The following is a 21,891-nucleotide window of genomic DNA, read 5'->3' on the forward strand; positions in this document are numbered from 1 at the left end:
CTCTTATCTGCCCGACACCAGCGAAAACAACGCCTGAAAAAATGCATAATAAACAAAGCCCACCATACTGCCGATCACCAGAATCATTGCCGGCTCTATCATCGCCGACAAACGCTTGATGGCAATTTCCAATAGTTTTTCATAATAAATCCCCAGTTCCAGCAACACATTGTCCAGGCTGCCGGTGCTTTCGCCCACCGCGATCATTTGCACGACCAATGGCGGAATCCTGGGATGATCCACGCTTCTGGCAATATCCCAGCCTTCCAGAATCTTGTTCGAGCATTCCATCAGCTTGTCGCTGTACACCCGATTGCCCAGCAAGTTGGCGGTGATTTTCATCGAATCGAATACCGTCACGCCGCTGCGTAACAGTATCGACAAGGCCCAGGTCATTTGCGCCATGGACCCCGTGATCAACAGATTGCCCATCACCGGGAGGCGCAGCAAAATCCGGTCGAGCCATAAGCGGCCTGGCCGGGTTTGATAAAGCAGCAACACCGTGACGACGAGCGCCGCCAGGCCGCCCAGGATGAAGGGGCCATTCAGGCGCGCATAGTCCGACATGTCGATCAACAGCTGCGTGGACGGCGGCAGCGCCTTACCCTTGCCGAGCAAGAACTTGGCGAATTTGGGAATGATCTTGACCACCATGAAAACGCCCACGCCTATCGCCGCCAGAATCACGATGACCGGGTAGATCATCGCGTTGATCATTTGCGCGCGCAACGCCGCTTTTTTATCCAGATGCACCGCCAGCCTGTCCATGATCGCATCGAGCTCGCCGCTGCTTTCTCCAGCCACCACCAGGTTGACCGCCATGTCCGGGAACACCGCCTTGTGCTTGCCCATCGCCGACGACAGCGACTGGCCCGCCTCGATGTCCTTCAGCATCAAGCGTATGGTCAAATTCAAACGGCTATCGGCAAGCTGCGCCTGCGCCAATTCCAGCGCCTGTGCCACCGGCAAACCGGCCCGCAACATGAAGGCCATCTGGCGGAAGAAAAAAATCAAGGCCGCCTTGCCGACCGAGCGTTGCGACGCCAGCCAGTCGGAAAAATTTTCCTGCCCCAAAAATCCCGCGCGGCCGCCTCCCGCTTGTAATTCCATCAAACGCAAACCGCGTTGCCGCAACATCATCGCGGCGGTCGCGAGATCGTCGGCCTGCACGCGGCCCGTGACTTCGGCGCCGCGGCTATCCAGGGCGGTATAGGAGAACAGCGGCATCTCAACTCAAGGCGAACATGTCGCGGGTTTTGCGCACCGCCACGTCGCGGACCTCGTCCAGCGTGGTCAAACCCAGCCTCACCTTGCGGCAGCCATCTTCCCACATGAATTGCAGGCGTTCACCGGCGATGGCTTCCAGAGCTTCCTCGTCGGCGCCGCGCTCAACCAGCCGCGCCAGCTTTTCGTCGAACCACAGCGTCTCGAACAGGCCCAAGCGTCCACGAAATCCCGCGCCCTGGCAAACCACGCAGCCCACCGGTTCGAAAATCTGAACCTGCTGATCCGGCGCGCCCAACTCCAGCAGCTCTTGCTCCGTGGCCCAACGTGGTCTGCGGCAATGTTCGCATAGCCGGCGAACCAGGCGCTGCGCGATCACGGCCGCCATGGTCGAGCCGATCAAAAACGGTTCGCAACCAATGTCGATCAGCCGGGTCACGGCACTGACGGCGTTGTTGGTATGCAGGGTGGAAAACACCAAGTGCCCGGTCATCGCTGCCTTGACCGCCACGTCAGCGGTTTCGTGGTCGCGAATCTCGCCCACCATCAATACATCCGGATCATGGCGCAGAAAGGAACGCAGCGCATCGGCGAAGTTGATCTTAGGCCCGGTCTGCACCTGGGAAACGCCATCCATCACATATTCGATCGGATTTTCCACCGTCATGATATTGATGTCCGGCCGGTTGATCTCCTGCAAGGCCGCGAACAAGGTCGTCGATTTACCGCTTCCGGTCGGGCCGGTCAGCAAAATCATGCCGTAGGGTTTGTGAATCGCCTGACGGAAACGGCGCAAATCCTCTTCCATCATGCCCAGATCGGTCAGCGTCAAGCCGCTGGCTTCCTGTCCCAGCAAGCGCATGGTGATGCGTTCGCCCAGGCGGGTAGGGGCCGTGGCGACACGGATATTGAAGGCCTTGTCGATGGGCGGCGACAGGTGGTAGGTGAAACCGCCGTCCTGCGGCTGGCGTTGCTCGGCGATGTCCAGGCCGGACAGCACCTTTACCCGCGAGACCAAGGCCGCCGCCACGGCGGCGTTGGCTTCGACCGGATAATCGCGCAACTTGCCGTCCACCCGCAAACGCACGCGCAAGCCGCCGGCTTCGGTGAGCAAGTGGATGTCGGAGGCGCGATTGAAATAGGCCTCCCGAATGATGGTATCCAGCAAGGCCACCAAATCGGTTTCGTTGTCGGCCGAAACCGCCGTGCTTCCAAGCTGCCCGCCCTTGCCCGCCGTGACTTGGCTGACCTTTAGCTGCAGCAGGGCCAGATCCGCCATCGCCAGCGGCAAGACCCTGCCCAGCAAGCGTTGTATCGAATCGATAGTGCCTCTGTCGCCAGGGTCGGCCACGACCAGCCGGGTCTGCTCGCCGTCGCTCATCGGCAGCGCCAGCTTGCGCTGTACCAAGCTGGGCGGAATTTTTTTCAACAACGCGCCGTCCACGGATAGCGTTTGCAAGTCGACGAAAGCCACGCCCATTTTCTCGGCCACGGCCCGATACAGCGCCGATAACGGAAAACGATAATGCGCCTGCACCATGCCCAGCACCGATACGCGCTGGCGCCGCGCTTCCAGACGAAAGCGCTCCACCAGCTGCGCGTCGATCAGCCCGCTGCGAATGCCGGCCTCGATCAATTGTTCATCGTTCAATGCCATGATTTCCTCTACAAGGCCAGTACCAATTCCGCCAGCAAGCTTTGCGGATAACCCGGCGGCGCCGGCACCGGCATTTTTTCCACCGTCAACCGCACGACCGTGATCTGGTACGGCAAGGTTTCCAAGCCATGGATGAATTGGCGCAAGGCCAGATAGGAACCTTCCAGCTCCAGGCGCTGCATCGGTCGATAAAACACCGTGCCGGGGGCCATGCGGGCCATCCAGCCCGCGCTGGCCGGCGGCATCACCAAAGCGCTATTGTCCGCCTTGGGCGCGGGCGAGGCCTTGGCCTTTTTCTTGCCGCCGGGTTTGGTTTTGCCGGCATCCGCCGCGGCTACCGCCGCCGAGGTTTTAAAGGGTTCGTTGACCCGCACCCGCAGTTGGGTCTGGCGCGCCAGTTGCGAAATACTCATGATGGCGTCGTGAGAGTCCATCGGCGCCAGTCGCCGCTCCAAAGCCTCCGCTTCCGCGCGAACCGCCCCTATCATCCGCTCCTGCTCGTCCAGTTGCTGTTCCAGCTTTTCCATGTCTTCGCCGGGCTCTTCCGGAATGCTGGTGGTCAGCAAGCGCTGTTCGGTGGCATCGGCGCTTTGGGTCAGGTCCGCTATCACGCGATGGGCCGGCACGAAACGCAGCCAGGCGTAGCCGCCCAAGACGATCACGCTGATCGTCACGGCCAGCAGGAGCTGCTCACGGTCTTTCAAATTGGGCAATTTCATCGTCAGCCCTCCTTCGCCGGTTTCGCCACCGCGCCTTCCGGCTCGATCAGCCGCACCAATCGCATCGTCACGGCAAAGCCATCGGCATTCAACGGTCCTTTGCGGGCGGCGACCAGGGCGTCACGCACCTCCAATTGCCAGGGCTGCACCGCCTGCGTCATGACCTGGATGAAGCTTTGCGCGGCATTTTCATTGATGGCCCAGGCTTCCAGCCGGAAATTTTCCACCTCGATACGCTTGTCTTGCTGCGCGTTGCCGGGCGGCGTCACGACAGGCAACGCCGCGGTTTTGTCCGGCTCGTCTATCCCTATCATGACCACGTCATCGCCCACCGTGTTTTGTAATATGCCCAACACGCCTTGCACCAATGCCGTCCTGGCGGGAATCTCGCCGCCATAAAAATCCAACAAGGCTTGATAGCGTTGCTGATCGGCTTTTTGTTGAGCCAGGGCCTGTTTGCGCTGGTTGATTTGTTCGATTTGGGCATTGATGCGTTTGGTTGCCTCGTCGACGACCTTCCAGCGTGCGTCCACCTCCTGCTTGCGACTGTCTATGGCACTTTTTCGCACCAGCAAGGAAATTTCCGCCGCCGCAACCAGCAGCAATAACGACACCAGCAAGGCTGCGGCCCGGAATTCCAAACGATGCGGCAGGGCAGGCAACGGGCCGCCCTCGCGCACCCCGACGCAACGGCTGTCGTCGGCCAGGCCCAGGGCATGTTGAGCGGCCCCCAGCATGCCGGGGGAAACCCAGTCCGACAATGCCTCATGTTCTAGCTCATGCACGTCGATCGCCAACATCTGCCGCAACTCGCCGGCCAAATCCGGCGTTTGCCGCCAGGATGCCAGCCAAAGTGCTTCATTGGGCGCGACGTGCATCGCATGATAGCTTTCCAGGCAAATTTCCAGCGGCGATTTCGCCAAATTCATGTATTGATGCTGGCCATTCACCGCGTTCGCCGCCAGGCGGGTGCCAAAGGCCAGACCGGGGTGAGACTCCAGGATCACCGCGTTTGCCGCGCTTTTCGGCAACAGCGCGCCGCTACAGCCCGTCAAGGGATACAACTGCTTCAACTTGACGCCGTGGCGGGCGAATACCGACACCCAGCGCTGTACCAGCGATTTGTTGACACAGCTGACCAGCCAATTGAACGTGCCCGGCACATCCGCCAACGGTCCTTGCGGCACCCAGCCGCACTCGATTTGTTCGTCATCGGCCTTCAACCACTCCTGCCCGGTCAGGCAGGCATTGAGTTGGCTACGTTTGATATAACCCAGTTCCTCCGCCAACTCGCCAAAACGCCGCAGCGAGAACTTTTCCGACAGTTCCAGGCCGCCGGCCTGATTGGGTTTGCCCTGTTGCAAGTCCATCACCGCCAGCGCCTGCTCCTCGGTCATATAACCTTGGCCCACCAGCAAATGGCCGACCGACCAGCGGGTCATGTGCTGCATCAGCAACGGTTCGACTTCCCAGCGCACCAGCTCCAGCATCTGCGGCAAAGGCCGGGGCTTTTTCGGATTGACCGGCAATTCCACCAGCGTGGACAACACCGCCGGCGACAACAGGACCGCCTTGCCGCCGCCCTTCCAGCCCTCCGCCTTCAAGGCCGCAAACAAATCCGCCACCGCCTCGGCCATGTCCACCTGCTCGGTTTTGGCTTGGTACAACACGTCTACATGATTGCCAACCTTCGCCAGCACGGCCCCGCGCAGCGAAAAACCATCGGTTTCGCAGACCAGGAGTTCAGAGGGTTTTGCAAAATGCAAAAAACGGTCGAAATTCATCGGGTATTGTTATTCGGTTTTATCAAGGGTTATGGGTTTTCACGGAGACGGTGGGAGCCAGCGTAACCAGCAACTCTCGAGGCACCTCGTTCCCGCGCTCCCGCGCGGGAATGCAGACCCGCATGTCCATGTCGGCAATAACTCCGTACTGGCGCTCGAGCTCCGTATGGGTTCCCACGGAGGACCGTGGGAACCAGAGTAACCCCCGCACCGACCTCATTCCCACGCTCCCGCGTGGGAATGCAGACCGGCATGTCCACGTCGGCAGCAACTCCGTACTTGCGCTCGAGCTCCGTATGGGTTCCCACGGAGGACCGTGGGAACCAGAGTAATTTCCGGCCAGCCCCACCTCGTTCCCACGCTCCTGCGTGGGAATGCAGACCGACCTGCCCGCACCGGTATTGGTTCCATACCCGCGATCGAGCGCCGTATGGATTCCCACGGTGGACCGTGGGAACCAGGGAAAACTGAGCCACTCGGGGCTTGCGGTCGCAGGCACTAATCATCAATATCCCAAATCAGATTAAATTCCGTCGATTGCGAAAATGGCAGCATGGAGATTTTTCCAAACCGGTCGTGATCGGAATCACCCGGACATGAATTTGTAAACTCGGTGTCGTCGTCACATAACACTTCGAGGGTGTGCATTCCTAGTGGAGGCGTTTTTCCATCGGAAAAAGTGATCGGCGGGGAATAATCAGACGCGCCGGCAGGAATCGGATCGCTGCCCGACAAAGTAAAAGTATTACTTACTGCCAAACCTACCCCCCCATTGCCATCGGGATAATTTAGTTTCAGCTTTAGAGTGAAGGTATCGGCTGGATTTGGTGGCACTGGATTTGATGTCCTATTGATGAACAATACCCGACCAGACCAATTATCAAGCTTTACCTGATGGTCCCTAGAGTCAATGAGTGGTGTGACATTAGCGATGGTGTCGTTTGGGTAATCATCGGAACTATCCTCTTGGCCGTCAAAGCCTTTGCTTTTGATCCGAATCAGAACAGCTTCGTCGGGATTTGAAGTCTCTTCGTCATCAGCATCATACATTCGCCAAACCCAGCCAAAATTCAGATCATCGTCAATATCTTCGTTGCCGTAACCATCTCGAAAACGTCGAACACCATCATGATCGGGGACTACCGAGATATATGGCCCTCGCCAACCAAAAGCTATAGGTACCCATAGCTTACCGGCATCTTGACAATCACTTTCATTTGTAAAGGTCGAATCAACGCAAGCCCCGTTGCTATACTCTTTCAACGGCTGATCATTACAATCTGAAGGTTCTAGCAACTCTCTCCAACACCCCGGCAACCTTCCCATATCCGCCACAAAACCGCTAATCTCCGGCGCGCCGTTAACCGTGCGGGTCGGGTCGCCGACGATGGCTTTGCGGATCAACTCCATGCGGCGCTTGGTCTCGTCGTATTTGGCCTGGTCTTCGACGCCCTCGGTCAACATCAAGCCGGCGGATGCCACCAGCGCCATCAAGAAAATCACCAGCAGCATTTCCAGCAGGGTGAAACCTCGCGATCTCGCTCCCACGCTCCCGCGTACCCCACAGGGCGTAAATGGGAATTCAGAATGCGCCATGCAGCCGGCACGGGTTCCCACGGAGGACCGTGGGAACCAGGAAGTCCTGGGAACGCACAGGGTCTTCACCATGCGCGGCAAACCTCGATCAATCCCGGTTGCCCCATATAATTCCGCGCACTGGAATAGCGCCAGTGCTCCGGCAAATCCACAAACCCCCGCTCAACCGGATTCCGATGGATGTAGTCGACCTTCTGCCGCATCATCTCATCGTTTTGAATCCACTCCGGATGATAGCCCTCCTGCCAAAATTGATAGCCTCTGTCGTCTTTATGCGCTTTTTTGTAAAAAGCCAATTGCTCCAGAATCTGAGTCACGTTGTTTTCTGCCAGATAAGCGATAAGTTGCTTGGCCGTATAGGACTTGAAGCGGGCCATATCCCGATCCAATTGCGGGCTTTGCAGCACCATGTGCAGATGGTTTTCCAAAATCACGTAAGCATGCAATTTCAACCCGTTTTGCATCAGGAATCGCAAACTATCCAGCACGATATTCACCGTGGCCGGGCGAGTGAATACCGGAATCCAGTGCAATACCGTACAGGTGACGAAATGCGGCAATTCTGGATCGACGATTCGATAACGGCTTCTACCCATGCTTTGTCTCCTCAGTACTTACACTCGTTCCCACGCTCCCCCATCCCCTCGTTCCCACGGTCCTCCGTGGGAATGCAGACCGGCATGTCCATGTCAGCAACAGCTCCGTACTCGCGCTCAGGCTCTGTAGCGGTTCCCACGGGGGGCCGTGGGAACCAGAGACAGCTCGCAACGGCTCGCCACCCTCGTTCCCACGCTCCCGCGTGGGAATGTATACCAGCCACCGCTCTCCGACAGAGATACCCGATACTCGACAGTCTGTATCGGTTCCCACGGAGGACCGTGGGAACCAGGAATACCAGCACTCTTTCATATTCCGGCTACTGCAGCAGACACAGCACAAGATCGTCGCCAACGGCATCGCAAGGGTTGGCGGCATTTTGACTGTCGTAAACGCCATTCGGGCCGAAACTCACCAGCCGGGCCGTATCGGCCGCTGCGGTAAACGTGGTGTCATCCCAATTCGGATCGTCCGCCGTCAGGCATTCATACTCGCCGGTTGTCACATCCAAATCGCCGCCTGTACCGACTTTACAACGATACGCCGGGCGAAAATCCAATTCGGGATACAACAGCACAAAGCGATGCTCCCAGCCGTCGGCAAGACCGGTGTCTTTAACATAAGGCCCATTCCAGCCGCGCTTGGTATCCGGATTCCATAACAAGCCCATAACGTCGGTGTCGGTGTCGTCATAGGGAAATTTCAACAACAGGCTCAAGGCGTCGTCTTGCTGGCCGGCAAAGCCGTTACGGCACCAAGTTTGATAATCGGCCAAGGTCGGTGTTGCGGGTAAGCCGGCAAAAATCAATCGGTCCATGCTGTCGCTATCCGGCGCATAAGCGCCATCCCGGTAAACCTGACAAGGGAACTCGCCCGTATCACGCCGAAACTGCAACAAAGCCTCGCGGATTTGCGCCATTTCGAAGCGGGTGACATCGTCGCGGCCTTGATCCTGCACACCATCGTAAGCCATGACGGCTGCGCCGGCCAGCACGCCCAGCAAGGCGATGACTGCCAGCAATTCCAGCAAGGTGAAACCGGCTTGCGCGCGCGCACTCGTTCGCATGCGCCGGCCCCTTCTCGGTTTCTCGTTCCCACACGCTCTCGCCCCTTGATGGGCATCAATGGGAATGGATTCGGATTGCGCCAATGGCATGACGTTACCCTATGCGCCAAGGCCGGTATGGGTTCCCACGGGGGAGCTTGGGAACCAGGAGATGCGACTTATCTTCCGCGGCATCAATGCACCACCTGTTTGACCTTGGCCTTAACGCCGTTCGGTAAGTTAGCCTGCAATTGCGGATTAACCACAGGCAATAGTTGCGCCATCAGAACATCGATGCGTGGCCCCGCATAGGCTTGAATGCGCAATAATTCTTCGGCGAAAGCAATCGCATTGTTCGGATAGGCCGTCAAGGCTCTGTCGATGGTTTTACGGGCATTGACCACGTCGTCGGTTAGCGCCTGCAGCAGAGCCAAACGATAGACCAGGCTTGCGGTAGGGGTGAAGCGCACGGCGGCTTCGGCCAGCACCTTCAATTGCTCGCGCATGGCCGGATTTTCCGGGTGGCCGGTCAGGGTGAATACTACCGGTACATAGGGCTTCAGCAGTGGTGCGGTATCGGGAATCTCTTGGCAAATGTCGATTAGATACTGTTCCCGTTGCACATTTTGTTGCGCCATCGCGCTCAGCAAGGCTAGTTCCATCCGCGTATATTGCCATTCGTGTACGATAGCGGCAGCTAAGGCCAGTGACGTCAAGCTCCCGACCAGCACGGCGCCCAGCTTCGATACCGGAACCTGCCAAGACCGCTGCTCGCCTATAGCCAGCAGCCAAGCAGCAATTCCCAGAAAATGTGCATGCCACAGGGGATATTCCAACAAACTGTGGATAGCCAGTACTGCTGTTAGCATCAATAACCATGCCCGCATGCTGGCATCCATACTGTCGATAGGCGTGTCGGCCACGTTGCCTTGGCCAGTCGCCAGCACGCCTCGTAGCCAGAATGTCGCCGCACCCGTCAGTAACACCACCGGCAGCACGCCCAATTCGACCAGTAGATGCATGACGATGTTATGCGCGTGCTCGATGCGGGTGGCTTGTTCGGCGAAAAAATGGCCGGCCTGATAATAAGCCCAATCGAATTCGCCGAAGCCATGGCCCAACAGCGGCCGCTGTAAAAACAAATCCCAGGCAACGCTCCAGATGTGCCAACGCGGCGAGCTGCCTTCTATATTCGCCGCCAACTTTTCGGCGGCCGTCATTTGCGGGATGGGCAAAATGTCCAACGCCCACAGGCCTTGAAACAGCACATAGACGGCAAACCCGATACCTAGCGGTTTTAGCCAGTCAGGCCGGTAATACCAGGCAATGAGGGCCGCGGCCGACCAATACAGCCAAACGCTGCGCGATGCAGTCAGACTTAATCCTACGGCAATAACTATACCTGCCAGCATGCACAAGCCTTTGCGCCGCGTGGTAGCAGAACTTTGTAAATACAGCAACGAGGCTCCGCCCAACGCCAGCAAATCGCCGTAATGATTAGGTTGTCCTGTGCCGCCCCAAACACCCGCTTCACCCCATAGCCGGGCAGCCAGTTCCCGGCAGGAAGCCCACAGCGCCGCGGCCAGCAGACCGCCAGCCAGCCAACAGCTCAACGGCGGCCGGCCAATGCGTTGCCGCAACAACCCGACCAGCGCGATCAATAAGGCTGCCCACAACAAATAACAAATGGCCAAAGCCGCATGCTGGCTAATCATCTGCGGCAAGAATAGGGTTTGCAACAGGATGAAACCGGCAAGGGCCAGCGGCAGCCAAGCGATGACAGGCACAGCCAGGCGCGATGTGTTATGCAGCGCGGGCCAAGCGCCCAGACAAGCCAGCAAGCCAGCGGCCATGGCCAGCCATTCCTGTTGAAACGAAGTGACCGGAAATAATTGCCAAGGCGCAAATAACGGCAATACCGGCAATGCGGACAGTAAAACTAGGCTGAGATACGGTTTAGATGAAGGTCGATTAAACATGGACGGTTTGTAACAAGGGGCGTGATGCAAGTTTTCTCTCGTTTTCTTCTCGTTCCCGCGCGCCTGCGTGGGAATGCATACGGGCATTCATGCCGGTATCGGTTACCTCGGCGGACCGTGGGTACCAGGGAATGTCGCGTTTCATACCGGCGTTTCCATCTCTCGTTCCCACGCTTCCGCGTGGGAACGCATACCGGCCTCGCCAGGCAGATCGTGCTGGTCGGTTTAAGGATGGCCCCTATAGGCAAGGGCAATCTTTAAACCGGCTGGAGTTCCCACGGCGGACCGTGGGAACCAGATCAATGTCTCAGGCCGTTACCGGCTCAAGCCATTAGTTTTGTACGGCGGTCGCCAGGTTTTGATCGGCAATCGTGCCGTCGGGGGCGATGATGGTCAGCAGGCGGGCTTTGGCAAGATACTCGCTGCCGGTGATGTTGCCGTCTTCACTAGTATCCGACCCAACCAGGAACAGGCCAATATAACGTGAGTAGTGTTGGTTCGGATCGATGTTGTTGTCCGGGTTGGCGGTATCGGTTTTGCTGAAGCTAGGTGCTTTGCCGATGGATACTGATTTGCCGGTGGTGCTGGCGGCGGCATCGCTACCGAAGCCCAGCGCGACGACCAAGTGACACTCGTCGCCTTCCAGCGCATCGCTGTAACGGTTTTGGATGTAGTTGTCACCAGCATCCAATGGACCAGCGCCGTCAGGGTCAACTGTGGTGGCCGGAATGGTAACGCCAGAAGCTTGACACGTACCGACAGTTCCACCTAAGCCAGGGACAACGGCGATATTCAGGATCGGACCATCGTCACCCACACCATCGTTTTCGAAATGCTCGGATTCTACTGCGTTAATCGAGTTGAAACTTTCGTTATGAGCCAGATTCGGGATTACGCCGGCAGCATTGGAAGATTTCGTCCAAACTTGCCAGTTTTGCAGTTCGTTGATACCGGCTCTACCCAAGGACAGAGTGACGTCGGATGCCGCCGCACCCAAACTCCAGCGCGAAACGACACTCAGCAACTGGGTCGGCAACGCTTCGATCAATGAGGTGTCTTCCGCAACCAAGTTGTCCCATTGGTTCGGATAGACATTGGTGACCGCTTTGTATTGACGAATGGCATTGTCGATTTTGACGTTGGCATCCGCCGCTGCCGCCGCTTGCGCCTTGTCACCGACGCCGTCGTAGGCAATCAATGCGCCTACCGCCAGCGCGGCGATCAGGGTAATAACGACCAGCAATTCCAGCAAGGTGAAACCCGCTTGGCCGGTTTGTAGTTTTTTCAGTTGTTTCATTTTCATTTCCAATGTTCTCGCTAGTGAATTCCGCAGCCGCCTCGCGCGGCCTGTTGGTTTTCGGTTTACTTAATTTTGCGATGTGACCCAATCACACTCATTTCTCTCTCGTTCTCTCGCACCCGCGTCGTCTCCCGTATGGGTTCCCACGGAGGACCGTGGGAACCAGAGCAAAGGCTCGTAGGCTCTCTCGTTCCCACGCTCCCGCGTGGGAATGCATACCAGCCTCATCCAAGGCTCGTAGGTTTGCTTTACCTCTGCTCCGTAGGCCCATGGGTATCAGTCGGAGTACAGGCAGCGCTCGCGCGGGTTTCCACGGAGGACCGTGGGGACCAGAGCAAGCCAGAACCGCCAGGGCAAGGGCGGATTCATGCGCCGGTGCCTTCCATCGTGTCGACCACGAAGCGGTATTGCTTGCCGCAATGCAGGATCACTTCCTTTTGCCGGCGCTTGAGGATTTTGACTTCCACCCGAATGTCGCCAAAACCGTCGTGGTGCAGCATGTCGTCCAGCAGCTCCAGTAGTTTGCTTTTGACGGGGGCGGCGTAATTCTCTGTTTGTTTCGTCATCATGTTGTCCTCGTTTCCACGCTCACGCGTGGGAATATGCCTCGGCCAGGTTTCAGTAGGCGTCAGATTCATCACGGCGCTTGCAGGGCCAGTTTGTAGCCGCTTTGTTTGGCCTGTTTCAGCCAGTAATCGGCTTGTTCCCGTTCCAGCGGGTCGCTGCTGACCGAATAAATCTGGTACAGCATGTATTGGCTGTGGGCATGGCCCTGGCGCGCGGCCTTGTCGAACCATTGCCCGGCCAGGTTCATGTCCTGCGGACCGCCCAGCCCCAGGTAGTACAGTTCGCCGAGTAGCGCCTGGCTGTTGGCGTTGCCGAAGCGGGAGGAGCGGTAGCACCAGTCGAAGGCTTCGGCGAAGTTGATCTTGCGCAGTTTGTCGCCGTAGCGGTAGGCGTAGCAATTTTCCGCGGCCACGTCGGCTTCCGAGTCCATGCCGATGAAGGCCGGCTGGCAGGCTGTGCAGAGCAGCAGGGCGGCCAGGGTTGCGACGAGGGCGCGCGGGAACCGGAAGACTGAAAATCCGTGTGTTTTCATAGATCCGAGTTCCTCAGGTTGTCCGGCGCGCAAAATTCGCCGCAGATCGGCGGGTCGGATTGCTTGGGCGGCGGCACGGGCAACGATTGCATCGCGGTGTCCGGCGCGTAATGGTGGTATTTGTCGGTCGGGTCGTATTGGCCGTGGGTTTCGCCCTGGTTCAGGATGTAGGGCGTGATCAACAGCACCATTTCGGATTTGCTGTCTTCGTCGACGGTTTGGCGAAATATGTTGCCCAGCAAAGGAATGTCGGCCAGATAGGGCACTTTGCGCCGGTTGCGGGAAAAGCTGTCGCGGATCAGGCCGCCGACGGCGACGGTGTAGCCGTGGCGGGCGAAAATTTCGCCTTGCATTTTGGCGGTCGTGATGGTGTCTATAGGCAAATCCAGCACCGTGTCACCGGTACTGCTGGTCACGGGGATGCTGGCAGCCCCTTCATTTAACGTGGAGTTTTCCTGTAATAATTGAATCTGAATGCTGCCGTCATCATTGATGTGCGGAATGATCTGCAAGGTAGTGCCGATTTCAAGCAGTTCGGTTTCTGGACTGGAGAAGGTGGTTGCCGTAGTCGTATTTTGCACATTGCTGATTGCATAACCACGCACCATCACACGCTCTTCGCCGACGAACAGCGAGGCCGGGCGGTGGTTGGACGCCACCAACATGGGATTGGAAACCACGTTGAGGCGATTGTTTTTTTCCAGCAGTTCGATGTTGGCCTTGACCTTGTCGCTGACGAATTCGTAGACCAGGCTGCCGCCGCCCGTCATGGCCGCCGCGCCGCCGAGTATCAGCGGTTTGAGGCTGTCGCCCTGGATTTTGGTGTCCTTGATTTCGAAGTTGAACAGCGAGGAAAAGTCTTCGCCGACCTTGACGTCGATGATCTTCATTTCCAGCATGACCTGGGTCTGCGGGATGTCCATTTGTTCGACCAAGTTGGCTATGGATTTCAGAATACCTTGGTCGCTGCTTTTGACGATCAGTTGGTTGTGTTCGCTATTCACCGTGACAAAGACGACTTTGTTCATGCCGGATACTTCGGTGATCTTGTCGGCTTCCACATGTTTGCCGTCCCCGCTATCAGTGGAAAGTTGCTCCAATTGATCGACGCTCATATTGCTCGGTATCTGATCTTGGGGTATCAGTGTAGTCATGCCGCCAAACTGGCTGTTACGACCATCGCGATAACCGTAAGAGCGATTAAAACCGTATGCGTTGCTGCCTCTAACGCCTCCAGAGCCTAAGTACCCTCCACCATAGCCGCCACCCATGCCCATGCCACCGCCAAAACCGCCCATCGAGCCACCCACGCCACGCATGCTGCCGCTACGGCCGCCGGCGCCAAAACCACCCATACCGCCCATTCCCATGCCACCCATTCCCATACCAGAACTCATGACCGGATTAAAATTGACCTGCACCCTGGGGGCATATAGATTCTGAATCGCCATGGCGATGGCGATGACGTTGGGGTTGCGCAGTTGAAACACGCGGATGTTCTCATCCTGACCCAATACCAGGTCTTTGCTGTATTGTTCCTTGGTCATCAGGCGATAGGTGCCACTGCCGCCCTCGTCGTGGCGGTACCACAGGTCGCTGATGCGGCAGATGGATTTGATGGCGTCTTCCAGCGTGACTTTCTTCAGGAAGATGGTGACTTCTTTTTTGCCGGCTTCGGGCGTTGCCACGATATTGACGCGCGAGTCTTCGGCCAGGGCGCGGATGATGTCGGAAACCTGGGAATTCTTGAACTCCAGTTCTTCTATGACGAAGGGTGCGGCATCCGCCAGTGTGTTAGATCCCGTCAACCATATCATGATCAGCAAAACCGTTATGCACCTTGTCAACTTATTGAACAACCTGGGGTTCCTTTCGTTCATTATTCTTCGTCCGCTCGCCGGACCGTTTTAAACGCTTGCCTACCCTTCATGGCCGCCACCGGACCCGATCCGGCTGGTTCGTACCCATAAAAAAATCCGCGCCGCCAGGGAAAATAGCGGCGCAGATTCAGTTAAAAAACCAATAAATGTAGGAAACACAACACACTATTCCATTTACATCCTTGTATCGATCACTCCTTTGTGTCCTTTTCTCGGCTGACATTTTAGGCGGTACTTGATTACGGGCATTAGGGAATAAAGCCCTAAATGCACCGGGAAAAATTCCCGTTTCGCACGAAAATATCTTATTTTATCAATGGCCTAAGTTCTTGCGTTAGGGTTGCATCTCCTTGTATGACAAGGAAGTATTCCTGTTTTTATGACCTGCCCGCGCAGGCGCGGCAGCAAACGGGAATTATTCCTGTATTTTTTTGGGTCGGCGAAAGCGACCATGTCGATTTTACGGAAGCGTTCTTGACCGCCACGGGGTAGGGAGCGGCTACCAAAACCGTCAATATCGAGGAGGGGCTTTTGAGCGGAAAAATCAATGTGTTGCTGGTGGATGATCACGCCGTGGTCAGGATGGGGTTCAAGACTTACTTGGGCACATCCGAAAGGATTGGCCAGGTGTTCGAGGTCGATCGCGGCGAAAAGGCTTGTCAGCTTTACGATCAATTGAAGCCCGATATCGTGGTGCTGGATTTATCGATGCCCGGCATTGGCGGGTTTGAATGCATCAGACGGCTGATCAACCGCGATCCCAATTGCAAAATCCTGGTGTTCAGCATTCATGATGAGTTGATTTACGTTTCCAGGGCACTCAAAGCCGGCGCCAAAGGCTATCTGGTGAAAAGTTCGGAACCGGAAATGTTGATGAACGCGGTGTTTGCCATCATGGAGGGTGGGAATTTTTTAACCCCCGAATTGGCGCAAAAGCTGGCGGTAGGCGCCGCAAACGAAACGCCACCGGAAGAAAAGATCAAACAGTTGACCCCGCGCGAATTCGATATTTTTTATCTGCTGGCTCACGGCGCCACCACGCGTGAAGTGGCCGCTCACTTGTGCCTGAGCCACAAGACCGTCTGCAACAACGCGACCAGCATCAAAGAGAAGCTGGGGCTCAAAACGATGTCCGAGCTGGCCTTGTTTGCCAGTCGCCACGGCATCGTCAAGCATGTGGCCTGAACGCCGCCCTGTTCGGCAATAAGGATAGGGTCAAAATAACTTACCTGTCCCATGCTCCGCCTCGTTCCCACGTCAGCAACAGCTTCTTACTTGCGCTCGGGCTTCGCATGGGTTCCCGCGGAGGACCGTGGGAACCAGAGTAACGTTATTTTTGACGGAACCCAGCTAAGCAACAATCTAAAAACGGCTTCCGGATTTCGCTGGATTGGGAAGCCTGACCAAGCGGGGGGTAAACGCATGCGCATCCACCAAGATGCGCTCTCGTCCGGTGGATGTGGTTAATGCCTTATCCATCCTGCCGAATGTTACCTTAACGGTCATGAAAGCTCGGCATCGCACCGGCAAATGAAAATAGTCTAAGGGCAAGCAACCGCACCCTCACATTTTGTTACTTTCAGCGTAACGTCGCTTGATTTCACTGGGTGTGTCTATGCACAACTTCGGGATGAGCCGGTCATAACACTCGCGAGATAAAATCTTGCAATTCAATGGCCTATGGCTTTTGCCCGATTTGCGGCATAAGCATCTACAATTTAAGAGTTCTGCTTATCGGGTCAATCCTGTATAAGGCATTGATGAGGCCGCAAGCCGTGGGCAATATTTAATTTGGGCTTAATTGGAGAAAAGAGAAGCGAAAATGTTTAGAACCGACAGGATTTTTTGCCAAAACAATCCACAAACGGGCAGGATGGAATGGTTTTTTTCGGCTCGGGAAGGTTATTTTGGCCCTTTTGCCACGAAAGAAAAAGCCACCCAGGAGCTCAATGACTTTATTCAGCACTGCATCAAGACTGGCGACGATGGCGGGCGCAACAAGGAAGGCAAGAAGGGCGAGAAATTGCGGCTTGTGCCCATGCATGATTTTGCACTTAAACGCGACAAATAGCGACGGACGATGCGCCAGTTCAGGCGCTTTTCAACGCTCGTCACTACGCTTGTCTTACTCTGAAGGCCATTGTAGGAGCGACGCATAGTCGCGAATTGAAGCCATTCATCGCGACTGCGCGTCGCTCCTACAGCTAGAACTTTCATTTGCCGGGGCGATGCCGAGCCTTCATGAACGTTAGGTAATCACCGAGGGCTCGGTTCTACCGGTTCGCTGTTTGACCTGACACAGTTGTTCGGCAATCTCGATCAACTCCGCCAACGCGACTTGAGGGTCCTGGTCATGGTTGCGGACGTCGCGCTCGTAACGCTCCAGGTAGATGCGCAAGGTTGCGCCAACGGTGCCGGTGCCCGACAGGCGGAATACGATGCGCGAGCCATTGGCGAAACCGACGCGGATGCCCTGGTTGCTGCTGACGCTACCATCGACCGGATCGGTATAGCTGAATTCGTCGGCGAATTTGACACTGTAATCGCCCCAGGTTTTGCCGGGCAAGCTCGGCAATTGGTTTCGCAGCTGCTCTACGATGCCGTTGGCGATGTCGGCATCGACGGCTTCGTAATCATGGCGGCAATAGATGTCGCGGCCGTATTTTTGCCAATGTTCACGCACGATATCCTCGACCGGTTGACGCTTGCGCGCAAGCAAATTCAGCCAGAATAAAACGGCCCACAAGCCGTCTTTTTCCCGGACATGATTGGAACCGGAACCGAAGCTTTCTTCGCCGCACAGCGTGATTTTGTCGGCATCCAGCAAATTGCCAAAGAATTTCCAGCCGGTCGGCGTTTCGTAGCACGGCAGACTCAATTTATCCGCGACCCTGTCGACCGCCTGGCTGGTCGGCATCGAGCGGGCGACGCCGCTAATGCCCTTGGCATAGGCGGGAATCAATTGCGCGTTGGCCGCCATGATGGCCAGACTGTCGCTGGGGGTGACGAAAATATTGGCGCCCATGATCATGTTGCGGTCGCCGTCACCGTCCGAGGCCGCGCCGAAAACCGGCGGATTCGGCCCGAACATGATTTCGGTGAGCTCGTGCGCGTGCGCCATGTTGGGATCGGGATGGCCGCCGCCGAAGTCTTCCAGCGGTACGGCGTTGAATACCGAACCGGGCGCGGCGCCCAGCACGTCTTCGAGTATATGTTTGGCATAGGGGCCGGTAATGGCATGCATCGCGTCGAAGCGCAAGGTAATCAAGCCGGCGGCGATGCTTTGTTTGATCAGGTCGAAATCGAAAATCCGGGCCATCAATTCGGCGTAATCGGCCACGGGATCGATGATGCGGATTTTTATGCCATCGATTTGGACGTCGCCGACGCTATCGAGGTCGATGTCGTCGATTTCGGCCATCTGATAGCTGGTGATGGTTTTGCTGTTTTCGAACAAGGCGTCGGTGAACTTTTCCGGTGCCGGCCCGCCATTGCCGACGTTATATTTGATGCCGAAGTCTTCGTCGGGACCACCGGGATTGTGGCTGGCGGATAGAATGATGCCGCCGAAAGCGCGATATTTGCGGATGACATTGGAGGCCGCCGGTGTCGACAACAGACCGCCCTGGCCGATGATCAGCTCACCAAACCCGTTAGCGGCCGCCATTTTGATGATGATCTGAATCGCTTGTCGATTAAAATATCGGCCGTCGCCGCCTAAAACTAGAATTTTTCCCTGAAAATCTTCTAAACTATTGAAAATGGACTGAACGAAATTTTCCAGATAGCCGGATTGCTGAAAAACTTTAACCTTTTTTCTTAGCCCGGATGTGCCGGGTTTTTGATCATCATAGGGTGTGGTCTTATAGGTTTTTATTTGCATGTTCTACCCTTAATGCGACAATTTAAAAAGTTTAACTTACACCAAAATCCTACTCTTTAATAGACTGAATGGATATGAGAAAGAAATCATTGCTCCCTACTTTGCTTTTAAGCTTTTATCTCGCCCCTGGTCTTGCCGCTGCCGATCCCGACGTATGGTTGCTGATCGATACGCAGACCCGAAATCTCGAAATCAAGAAAGGCGATGAAACCCTGGAAGTATTGGACCATGTCGTGATTGGCCGCAAGGGCGCCGGCACCAAGGAGCATCGCGGCGACGACATCACGCCACTTGGCAGCTATCGCATCGGCTGGATCAACGATAAAAGTTCCTTCCGCAAATTTTTCGGACTGACCTATCCTAATCTGGAGCATGCGGAGAAAGCCTTGCAGCAAGGCAAGATCAACCGGGATGTGTATGACGCCATTGCTTGGGCCGAACAAAGCGGACAGGTTCCGCCGCAAAATACCGATCTGGGCGGCCAAATTGGCATCCATGGTTTGGGTAGCGGCAGCTTGAGCGTTCACGAGGTTTTTGACTGGACGCATGGCTGCATCGCCTTAACGAACGATCAAATTGATCGTCTGAGCCAGTACGTCGAAAAAGGCACGCTGGTCACCGTGAAATAACGTTGGTAAATTCCCAAAAAATGTTGGAGAATTACCACCGTATGTTCTTTTTGTTTTTTAAACCACAATCAAGGGGAAAACCATGATGAAAGCTGTAAAATTATCTGCACTTGTTGCTGTTGCTGCTCTGGCTACCGGTTGCGCCACCAATGGCGACATCGAGAACCTGCAAGGTCAAATCGATTCTCTGAAACCACAAGTTTCTGCTGCATCTGCTGACGCTGCTTCTGCTAAAGCTGCTGCTGCCGAAGCTGCTGCGAAAGCCGCCGCTGCTGAAGCTGCTGCCAACCGCGCTGCTCAATATGCTCAAGACACCAACAGCAAATTGGATCGCATGTTCAAAAAATCACAACACAAATAAGCATTATTGCTGTTGTTGATTTTAAAGCCCGTGAGTCGCAAGGCTCACGGGCTTTTTAATGTCCGTTGATTTTATTTCGCCGGTACTTGGGCCTGTACCTGAGCGGGACTTTGAGCCGGACGTTCGTAGACCGCAACCGGTAAGCCGGTTGGTTTTTCCAGCGCCATTTTCAGTATCGAACCTTTGATGACGGGCATTTGACCGCCATTGGCTTGCTGAATCAGATCCAGAGCCTTATTCAGGCGTTGCGCATAGGTCGCCGGCATCTCTTCCATTTCTGGATACGCTTCCATGTACAGAGTGTCGTGATGCCAGCCCACTTTGATGGCTTGATTGACGATATTGACCGGAGTGCCCGTCTTCACCATCGGGAAAAATTTTTCGATGTCGGCAGGATACATCCGCATGCAGCCATGGCTCACGCGCATGCCAATGCCGTTGGTTTTTTGCGTGCTATGGATCAGGTAACCCGGTATGCCCAGGCGGAAAGCAAACAAGCCCAGCGGATTGTCAGGTCCGGGCGGATAATAAGGTTCCAGCACATCACCCTCCGCCAAGTGCTCGGCAATGATGGAGGGTGGCGGCGTCCATGAAGGATTTTCCATTTTGCCGGCAATATGGGTTCGTCCTAGCGGGGTTTTCCAGTTGTTTTCTCTGCCGATGCCAACCGCGTATGTGACGACCGTGCTGGCGTTTGGATAATAATAAATCCGCATTTCCGGCAAATTGACGACGATGCCCTGGCGCGGGGCATTCGGCAGGATGAAGCTGGTCGGTATGCGCACCGGCGTTCCGGCCCCAGGTAGCCAGCGATCGACGGTCGGGTTGGCCAGAACGATTTCGTCTTGGCCAAGATGATGCTCGACGGCAATATCGATCAATGTATCTTCGTATTTGGCCGCCACATATTTGGCTTGATAAGGCGGATCGCCTACCACGCTGTCACCGGGACGATCCGGCGCGTTCAATGTCAGCGCCGACACCGTCGTGGCAGCAAGTGCTAATAAGCTAGATAGCAATAGGCGTTTCATCAAGCATTTTCCTCGGCATTAAACAATTCAAGTAGACGCGGAAAGAATTGCGCGAGTTCCGCACTCATAATGGAAAAATCGGCATCGAATTGCTCGACATCATCAAACGCTTCGACATCGGCCGCCTGCTCCTGGATCAAATCCAGAAATTTCAGGCGCTTGACCGCAAGATTCTCATCCAGCACAAATGACAGGCGCTCGGCCCAGCTCAGCGCGAGCTTGATGACCTGCTTGCCGTTGTCGAGATGATTTTTGATTTCCGGCAACGCCAAATCGTGACGCTTGCAACGAATGATGGCGCCTTCTTCCTCTGGCGAACGCAACTCGCATTCGTCCTCGATCAGGACGTCCTTGGGCGCATCGTGGTGCAACAACCAATGCGTCATCACGGATGCCGGCTTCAGCGACGCGCCAATCGGCACGACGGGCAAAGAACCCAGGCATTTGCGCAACAGGCTGAGCACGTCCTCGGCTTTTTTCGGCGAAGCCGCGTCGACCACGATCCAGCCACCCTGGCTGTCGATATAGGCGTAAGTCTTGCGGGAAAACGAAAATGCCCTGGGCAACAGTTCGAAGATCAGTTCGTCTTTGACGCGTGTGCGTTCCTTGCCGGGCAATTTACGCGCTTCCCGTTCCTCGATTTCGCTGATCTTTTCCTGCAGCATTTCATTGATCACCGAGGCAGGAATGACCTTTTCCTCTTTTTTGGCGCAAATCATCATGAAGCCATTGTTGGCATGCACCAAGGCATCGGATGCCTTACCCAACGGCGAGGTCCAGCCGAAACTGAACTCATCATGCCCGCCGCACGGCTGAAAGGGCTGCTGTTGCAGTTTCTGCTCCAAAGCCTCTGGCGACAAGGTAAAAGGCTCGGTAAAACGATAAATAGCAAGATTTTTAAACCACATGCATCGACTCAATAAAAAACCAAGTATTATCGCAAATTTACCCACTCCTTAGAACCACTAGCCTTGTCCAATGACACATGAGCTTGAGCGAGGCGCTGTATTTCCACCGTGAGATGAGCCTGGAGGCGTAAAAGTTGGGATCATGGAGGCATGATCGTAAATTAAATAGCATTCAGATCCAAAACTATCAGCGACCATT

At 55.8% G+C, this 21,891-nt stretch carries 19 protein-coding genes; 4 read left to right on the top strand and 15 right to left on the bottom strand.

Features of this window, described 5'->3' with window-relative positions; all coding sequences use genetic code 11:
* Positions 1-3 precede the first annotated feature (3 nt).
* The 12 genes from NM686_RS01320 to NM686_RS01375 all read right to left on the bottom strand — a co-directional run bounded on the left by NM686_RS01320 (position 4) and on the right by NM686_RS01375 (position 14,817).
* Positions 4-1,227 (bottom strand): type II secretion system F family protein, encoded by a 1,224-nt coding sequence (locus NM686_RS01320; protein WP_255190147.1) that lies wholly within the window; start codon positions 1,225-1,227, stop codon positions 4-6.
* A 1-nt stretch (position 1,228) separates the two neighbouring features.
* Positions 1,229-2,881, bottom strand: a complete 1,653-nt coding sequence (locus tag NM686_RS01325) for a GspE/PulE family protein (protein WP_255190148.1) — start codon at positions 2,879-2,881, stop codon at positions 1,229-1,231.
* Positions 2,882-2,889: 8 nt separating this feature from the next.
* The gene (locus NM686_RS01330) at positions 2,890-3,600 is read right to left on the bottom strand and encodes a hypothetical protein (RefSeq protein WP_255190149.1); all 711 of its coding nucleotides are present in this window, start codon (positions 3,598-3,600) and stop codon (positions 2,890-2,892) included.
* A 2-nt stretch (positions 3,601-3,602) separates the two neighbouring features.
* Positions 3,603-5,384: a hypothetical protein gene (locus tag NM686_RS01335; protein ID WP_255190150.1), complete on the bottom strand. Its 1,782-nt coding sequence runs from the start codon at positions 5,382-5,384 to the stop codon at positions 3,603-3,605.
* Positions 5,385-5,882: 498 nt separating this feature from the next.
* Complete coding sequence (locus tag NM686_RS01340) at positions 5,883-6,980, bottom strand: type II secretion system protein (protein WP_255190151.1); 1,098 nt, start codon at positions 6,978-6,980, stop codon at positions 5,883-5,885.
* Positions 6,981-7,045: 65 nt separating this feature from the next.
* The gene (locus tag NM686_RS01345; protein WP_255190152.1) at positions 7,046-7,576 is read right to left on the bottom strand and encodes an REP-associated tyrosine transposase; all 531 of its coding nucleotides are present in this window, start codon (positions 7,574-7,576) and stop codon (positions 7,046-7,048) included.
* A 320-nt stretch (positions 7,577-7,896) separates the two neighbouring features.
* A complete protein-coding gene (locus NM686_RS01350; protein WP_255190153.1) occupies positions 7,897-8,643 on the bottom strand; it encodes a prepilin-type N-terminal cleavage/methylation domain-containing protein in 747 nt (248 codons plus the stop codon).
* A 173-nt stretch (positions 8,644-8,816) separates the two neighbouring features.
* Positions 8,817-10,601 carry a PglL family O-oligosaccharyltransferase gene (locus NM686_RS01355; protein ID WP_255190154.1) on the bottom strand — a complete coding sequence of 595 codons (1,785 nt, stop codon included), beginning with the start codon at positions 10,599-10,601 and terminating at the stop codon, positions 8,817-8,819.
* A gap of 331 nt (positions 10,602-10,932) precedes the next feature.
* A complete protein-coding gene (locus tag NM686_RS01360) occupies positions 10,933-11,898 on the bottom strand; it encodes a type II secretion system protein (protein WP_255190155.1) in 966 nt (321 codons plus the stop codon).
* Positions 11,899-12,266: 368 nt separating this feature from the next.
* Entirely contained in the window at positions 12,267-12,470 is a 204-nt protein-coding gene (locus NM686_RS01365) for a hypothetical protein (protein ID WP_255190156.1), read from the bottom strand.
* Positions 12,471-12,538: 68 nt separating this feature from the next.
* Positions 12,539-13,000 carry an SEL1-like repeat protein gene (locus NM686_RS01370; protein ID WP_255190157.1) on the bottom strand — a complete coding sequence of 154 codons (462 nt, stop codon included), beginning with the start codon at positions 12,998-13,000 and terminating at the stop codon, positions 12,539-12,541.
* On the bottom strand, positions 12,997-14,817 hold the full coding sequence (locus NM686_RS01375; RefSeq protein WP_255190158.1) for a type II secretion system protein GspD: 1,821 nt from the start codon (positions 14,815-14,817) through the stop codon (positions 12,997-12,999). Before NM686_RS01375 ends, NM686_RS01370 begins: the two co-directional genes overlap by 4 nt.
* A 594-nt stretch (positions 14,818-15,411) precedes the next feature.
* Between NM686_RS01375 and NM686_RS01380 the strand changes: the two genes are divergently transcribed.
* The gene (locus tag NM686_RS01380) at positions 15,412-16,065 is read left to right on the top strand and encodes a response regulator transcription factor (protein WP_255190159.1); all 654 of its coding nucleotides are present in this window, start codon (positions 15,412-15,414) and stop codon (positions 16,063-16,065) included.
* Between the two features lie 616 nt (positions 16,066-16,681).
* Positions 16,682-16,951 (top strand): DUF6316 family protein, encoded by a 270-nt coding sequence (locus NM686_RS01385; protein ID WP_255190160.1) that lies wholly within the window; start codon positions 16,682-16,684, stop codon positions 16,949-16,951.
* Between the two features lie 177 nt (positions 16,952-17,128).
* Here NM686_RS01385 and NM686_RS01390 read toward each other — a convergent pair whose 3' ends face one another.
* On the bottom strand, positions 17,129-18,763 hold the full coding sequence (locus tag NM686_RS01390; protein WP_255190161.1) for an alpha-D-glucose phosphate-specific phosphoglucomutase: 1,635 nt from the start codon (positions 18,761-18,763) through the stop codon (positions 17,129-17,131).
* 74 nt (positions 18,764-18,837) lie between these two features.
* On the opposite strand from NM686_RS01390, the gene NM686_RS01395 reads away from it, so the two are divergent.
* Both NM686_RS01395 and NM686_RS01400 read left to right on the top strand, forming a co-directional pair.
* Positions 18,838-19,392 carry a L,D-transpeptidase family protein gene (locus NM686_RS01395; protein ID WP_255190162.1) on the top strand — a complete coding sequence of 185 codons (555 nt, stop codon included), beginning with the start codon at positions 18,838-18,840 and terminating at the stop codon, positions 19,390-19,392.
* Positions 19,393-19,474: 82 nt separating this feature from the next.
* Positions 19,475-19,753: an Lpp/OprI family alanine-zipper lipoprotein gene (locus NM686_RS01400; RefSeq protein WP_255190163.1), complete on the top strand. Its 279-nt coding sequence runs from the start codon at positions 19,475-19,477 to the stop codon at positions 19,751-19,753.
* A gap of 71 nt (positions 19,754-19,824) precedes the next feature.
* On the opposite strand, the gene NM686_RS01405 is transcribed toward NM686_RS01400, so the two are convergent.
* Positions 19,825-20,784: a L,D-transpeptidase family protein gene (locus NM686_RS01405; RefSeq protein ID WP_255190164.1), complete on the bottom strand. Its 960-nt coding sequence runs from the start codon at positions 20,782-20,784 to the stop codon at positions 19,825-19,827.
* On the bottom strand, positions 20,784-21,692 hold the full coding sequence (rdgC, locus tag NM686_RS01410) for a recombination-associated protein RdgC (RefSeq protein ID WP_255190165.1): 909 nt from the start codon (positions 21,690-21,692) through the stop codon (positions 20,784-20,786). Before rdgC ends, NM686_RS01405 begins: the two co-directional genes overlap by 1 nt.
* Positions 21,693-21,891 lie beyond the last annotated feature (199 nt).

Source organism: Methylomonas rapida (assembly GCF_024360925.2).
GTDB classification, from domain to species: Bacteria; Pseudomonadota; Gammaproteobacteria; order Methylococcales; family Methylomonadaceae; genus Methylomonas; species Methylomonas rapida.

Coding starts and splice junctions, on each gene's coding strand:
- NM686_RS01390 (WP_255190161.1), bottom strand. CDS start 18,763: ATGCAAATAAAAACCTATAAGACCACACCCTATGATGATCAAAAACCC.
- NM686_RS01375 (WP_255190158.1), bottom strand. CDS start 14,817: ATGATATGGTTGACGGGATCTAACACACTGGCGGATGCCGCACCCTTC.
- rdgC (WP_255190165.1), bottom strand. CDS start 21,692: ATGTGGTTTAAAAATCTTGCTATTTATCGTTTTACCGAGCCTTTTACC.
- NM686_RS01345 (WP_255190152.1), bottom strand. CDS start 7,576: ATGGGTAGAAGCCGTTATCGAATCGTCGATCCAGAATTGCCGCATTTC.
- NM686_RS01360 (WP_255190155.1), bottom strand. CDS start 11,898: ATGAAACAACTGAAAAAACTACAAACCGGCCAAGCGGGTTTCACCTTG.
- NM686_RS01330 (WP_255190149.1), bottom strand. CDS start 3,600: ATGAAATTGCCCAATTTGAAAGACCGTGAGCAGCTCCTGCTGGCCGTG.
- NM686_RS01400 (WP_255190163.1), top strand. CDS start 19,475: ATGATGAAAGCTGTAAAATTATCTGCACTTGTTGCTGTTGCTGCTCTG.
- NM686_RS01395 (WP_255190162.1), top strand. CDS start 18,838: ATGAGAAAGAAATCATTGCTCCCTACTTTGCTTTTAAGCTTTTATCTC.
- NM686_RS01405 (WP_255190164.1), bottom strand. CDS start 20,784: ATGAAACGCCTATTGCTATCTAGCTTATTAGCACTTGCTGCCACGACG.
- NM686_RS01335 (WP_255190150.1), bottom strand. CDS start 5,384: ATGAATTTCGACCGTTTTTTGCATTTTGCAAAACCCTCTGAACTCCTG.
- NM686_RS01370 (WP_255190157.1), bottom strand. CDS start 13,000: ATGAAAACACACGGATTTTCAGTCTTCCGGTTCCCGCGCGCCCTCGTC.
- NM686_RS01350 (WP_255190153.1), bottom strand. CDS start 8,643: ATGCGAACGAGTGCGCGCGCGCAAGCCGGTTTCACCTTGCTGGAATTG.
- NM686_RS01320 (WP_255190147.1), bottom strand. CDS start 1,227: ATGCCGCTGTTCTCCTATACCGCCCTGGATAGCCGCGGCGCCGAAGTC.
- NM686_RS01340 (WP_255190151.1), bottom strand. CDS start 6,980: ATGGCGCATTCTGAATTCCCATTTACGCCCTGTGGGGTACGCGGGAGC.
- NM686_RS01325 (WP_255190148.1), bottom strand. CDS start 2,881: ATGGCATTGAACGATGAACAATTGATCGAGGCCGGCATTCGCAGCGGG.
- NM686_RS01365 (WP_255190156.1), bottom strand. CDS start 12,470: ATGATGACGAAACAAACAGAGAATTACGCCGCCCCCGTCAAAAGCAAA.
- NM686_RS01355 (WP_255190154.1), bottom strand. CDS start 10,601: ATGTTTAATCGACCTTCATCTAAACCGTATCTCAGCCTAGTTTTACTG.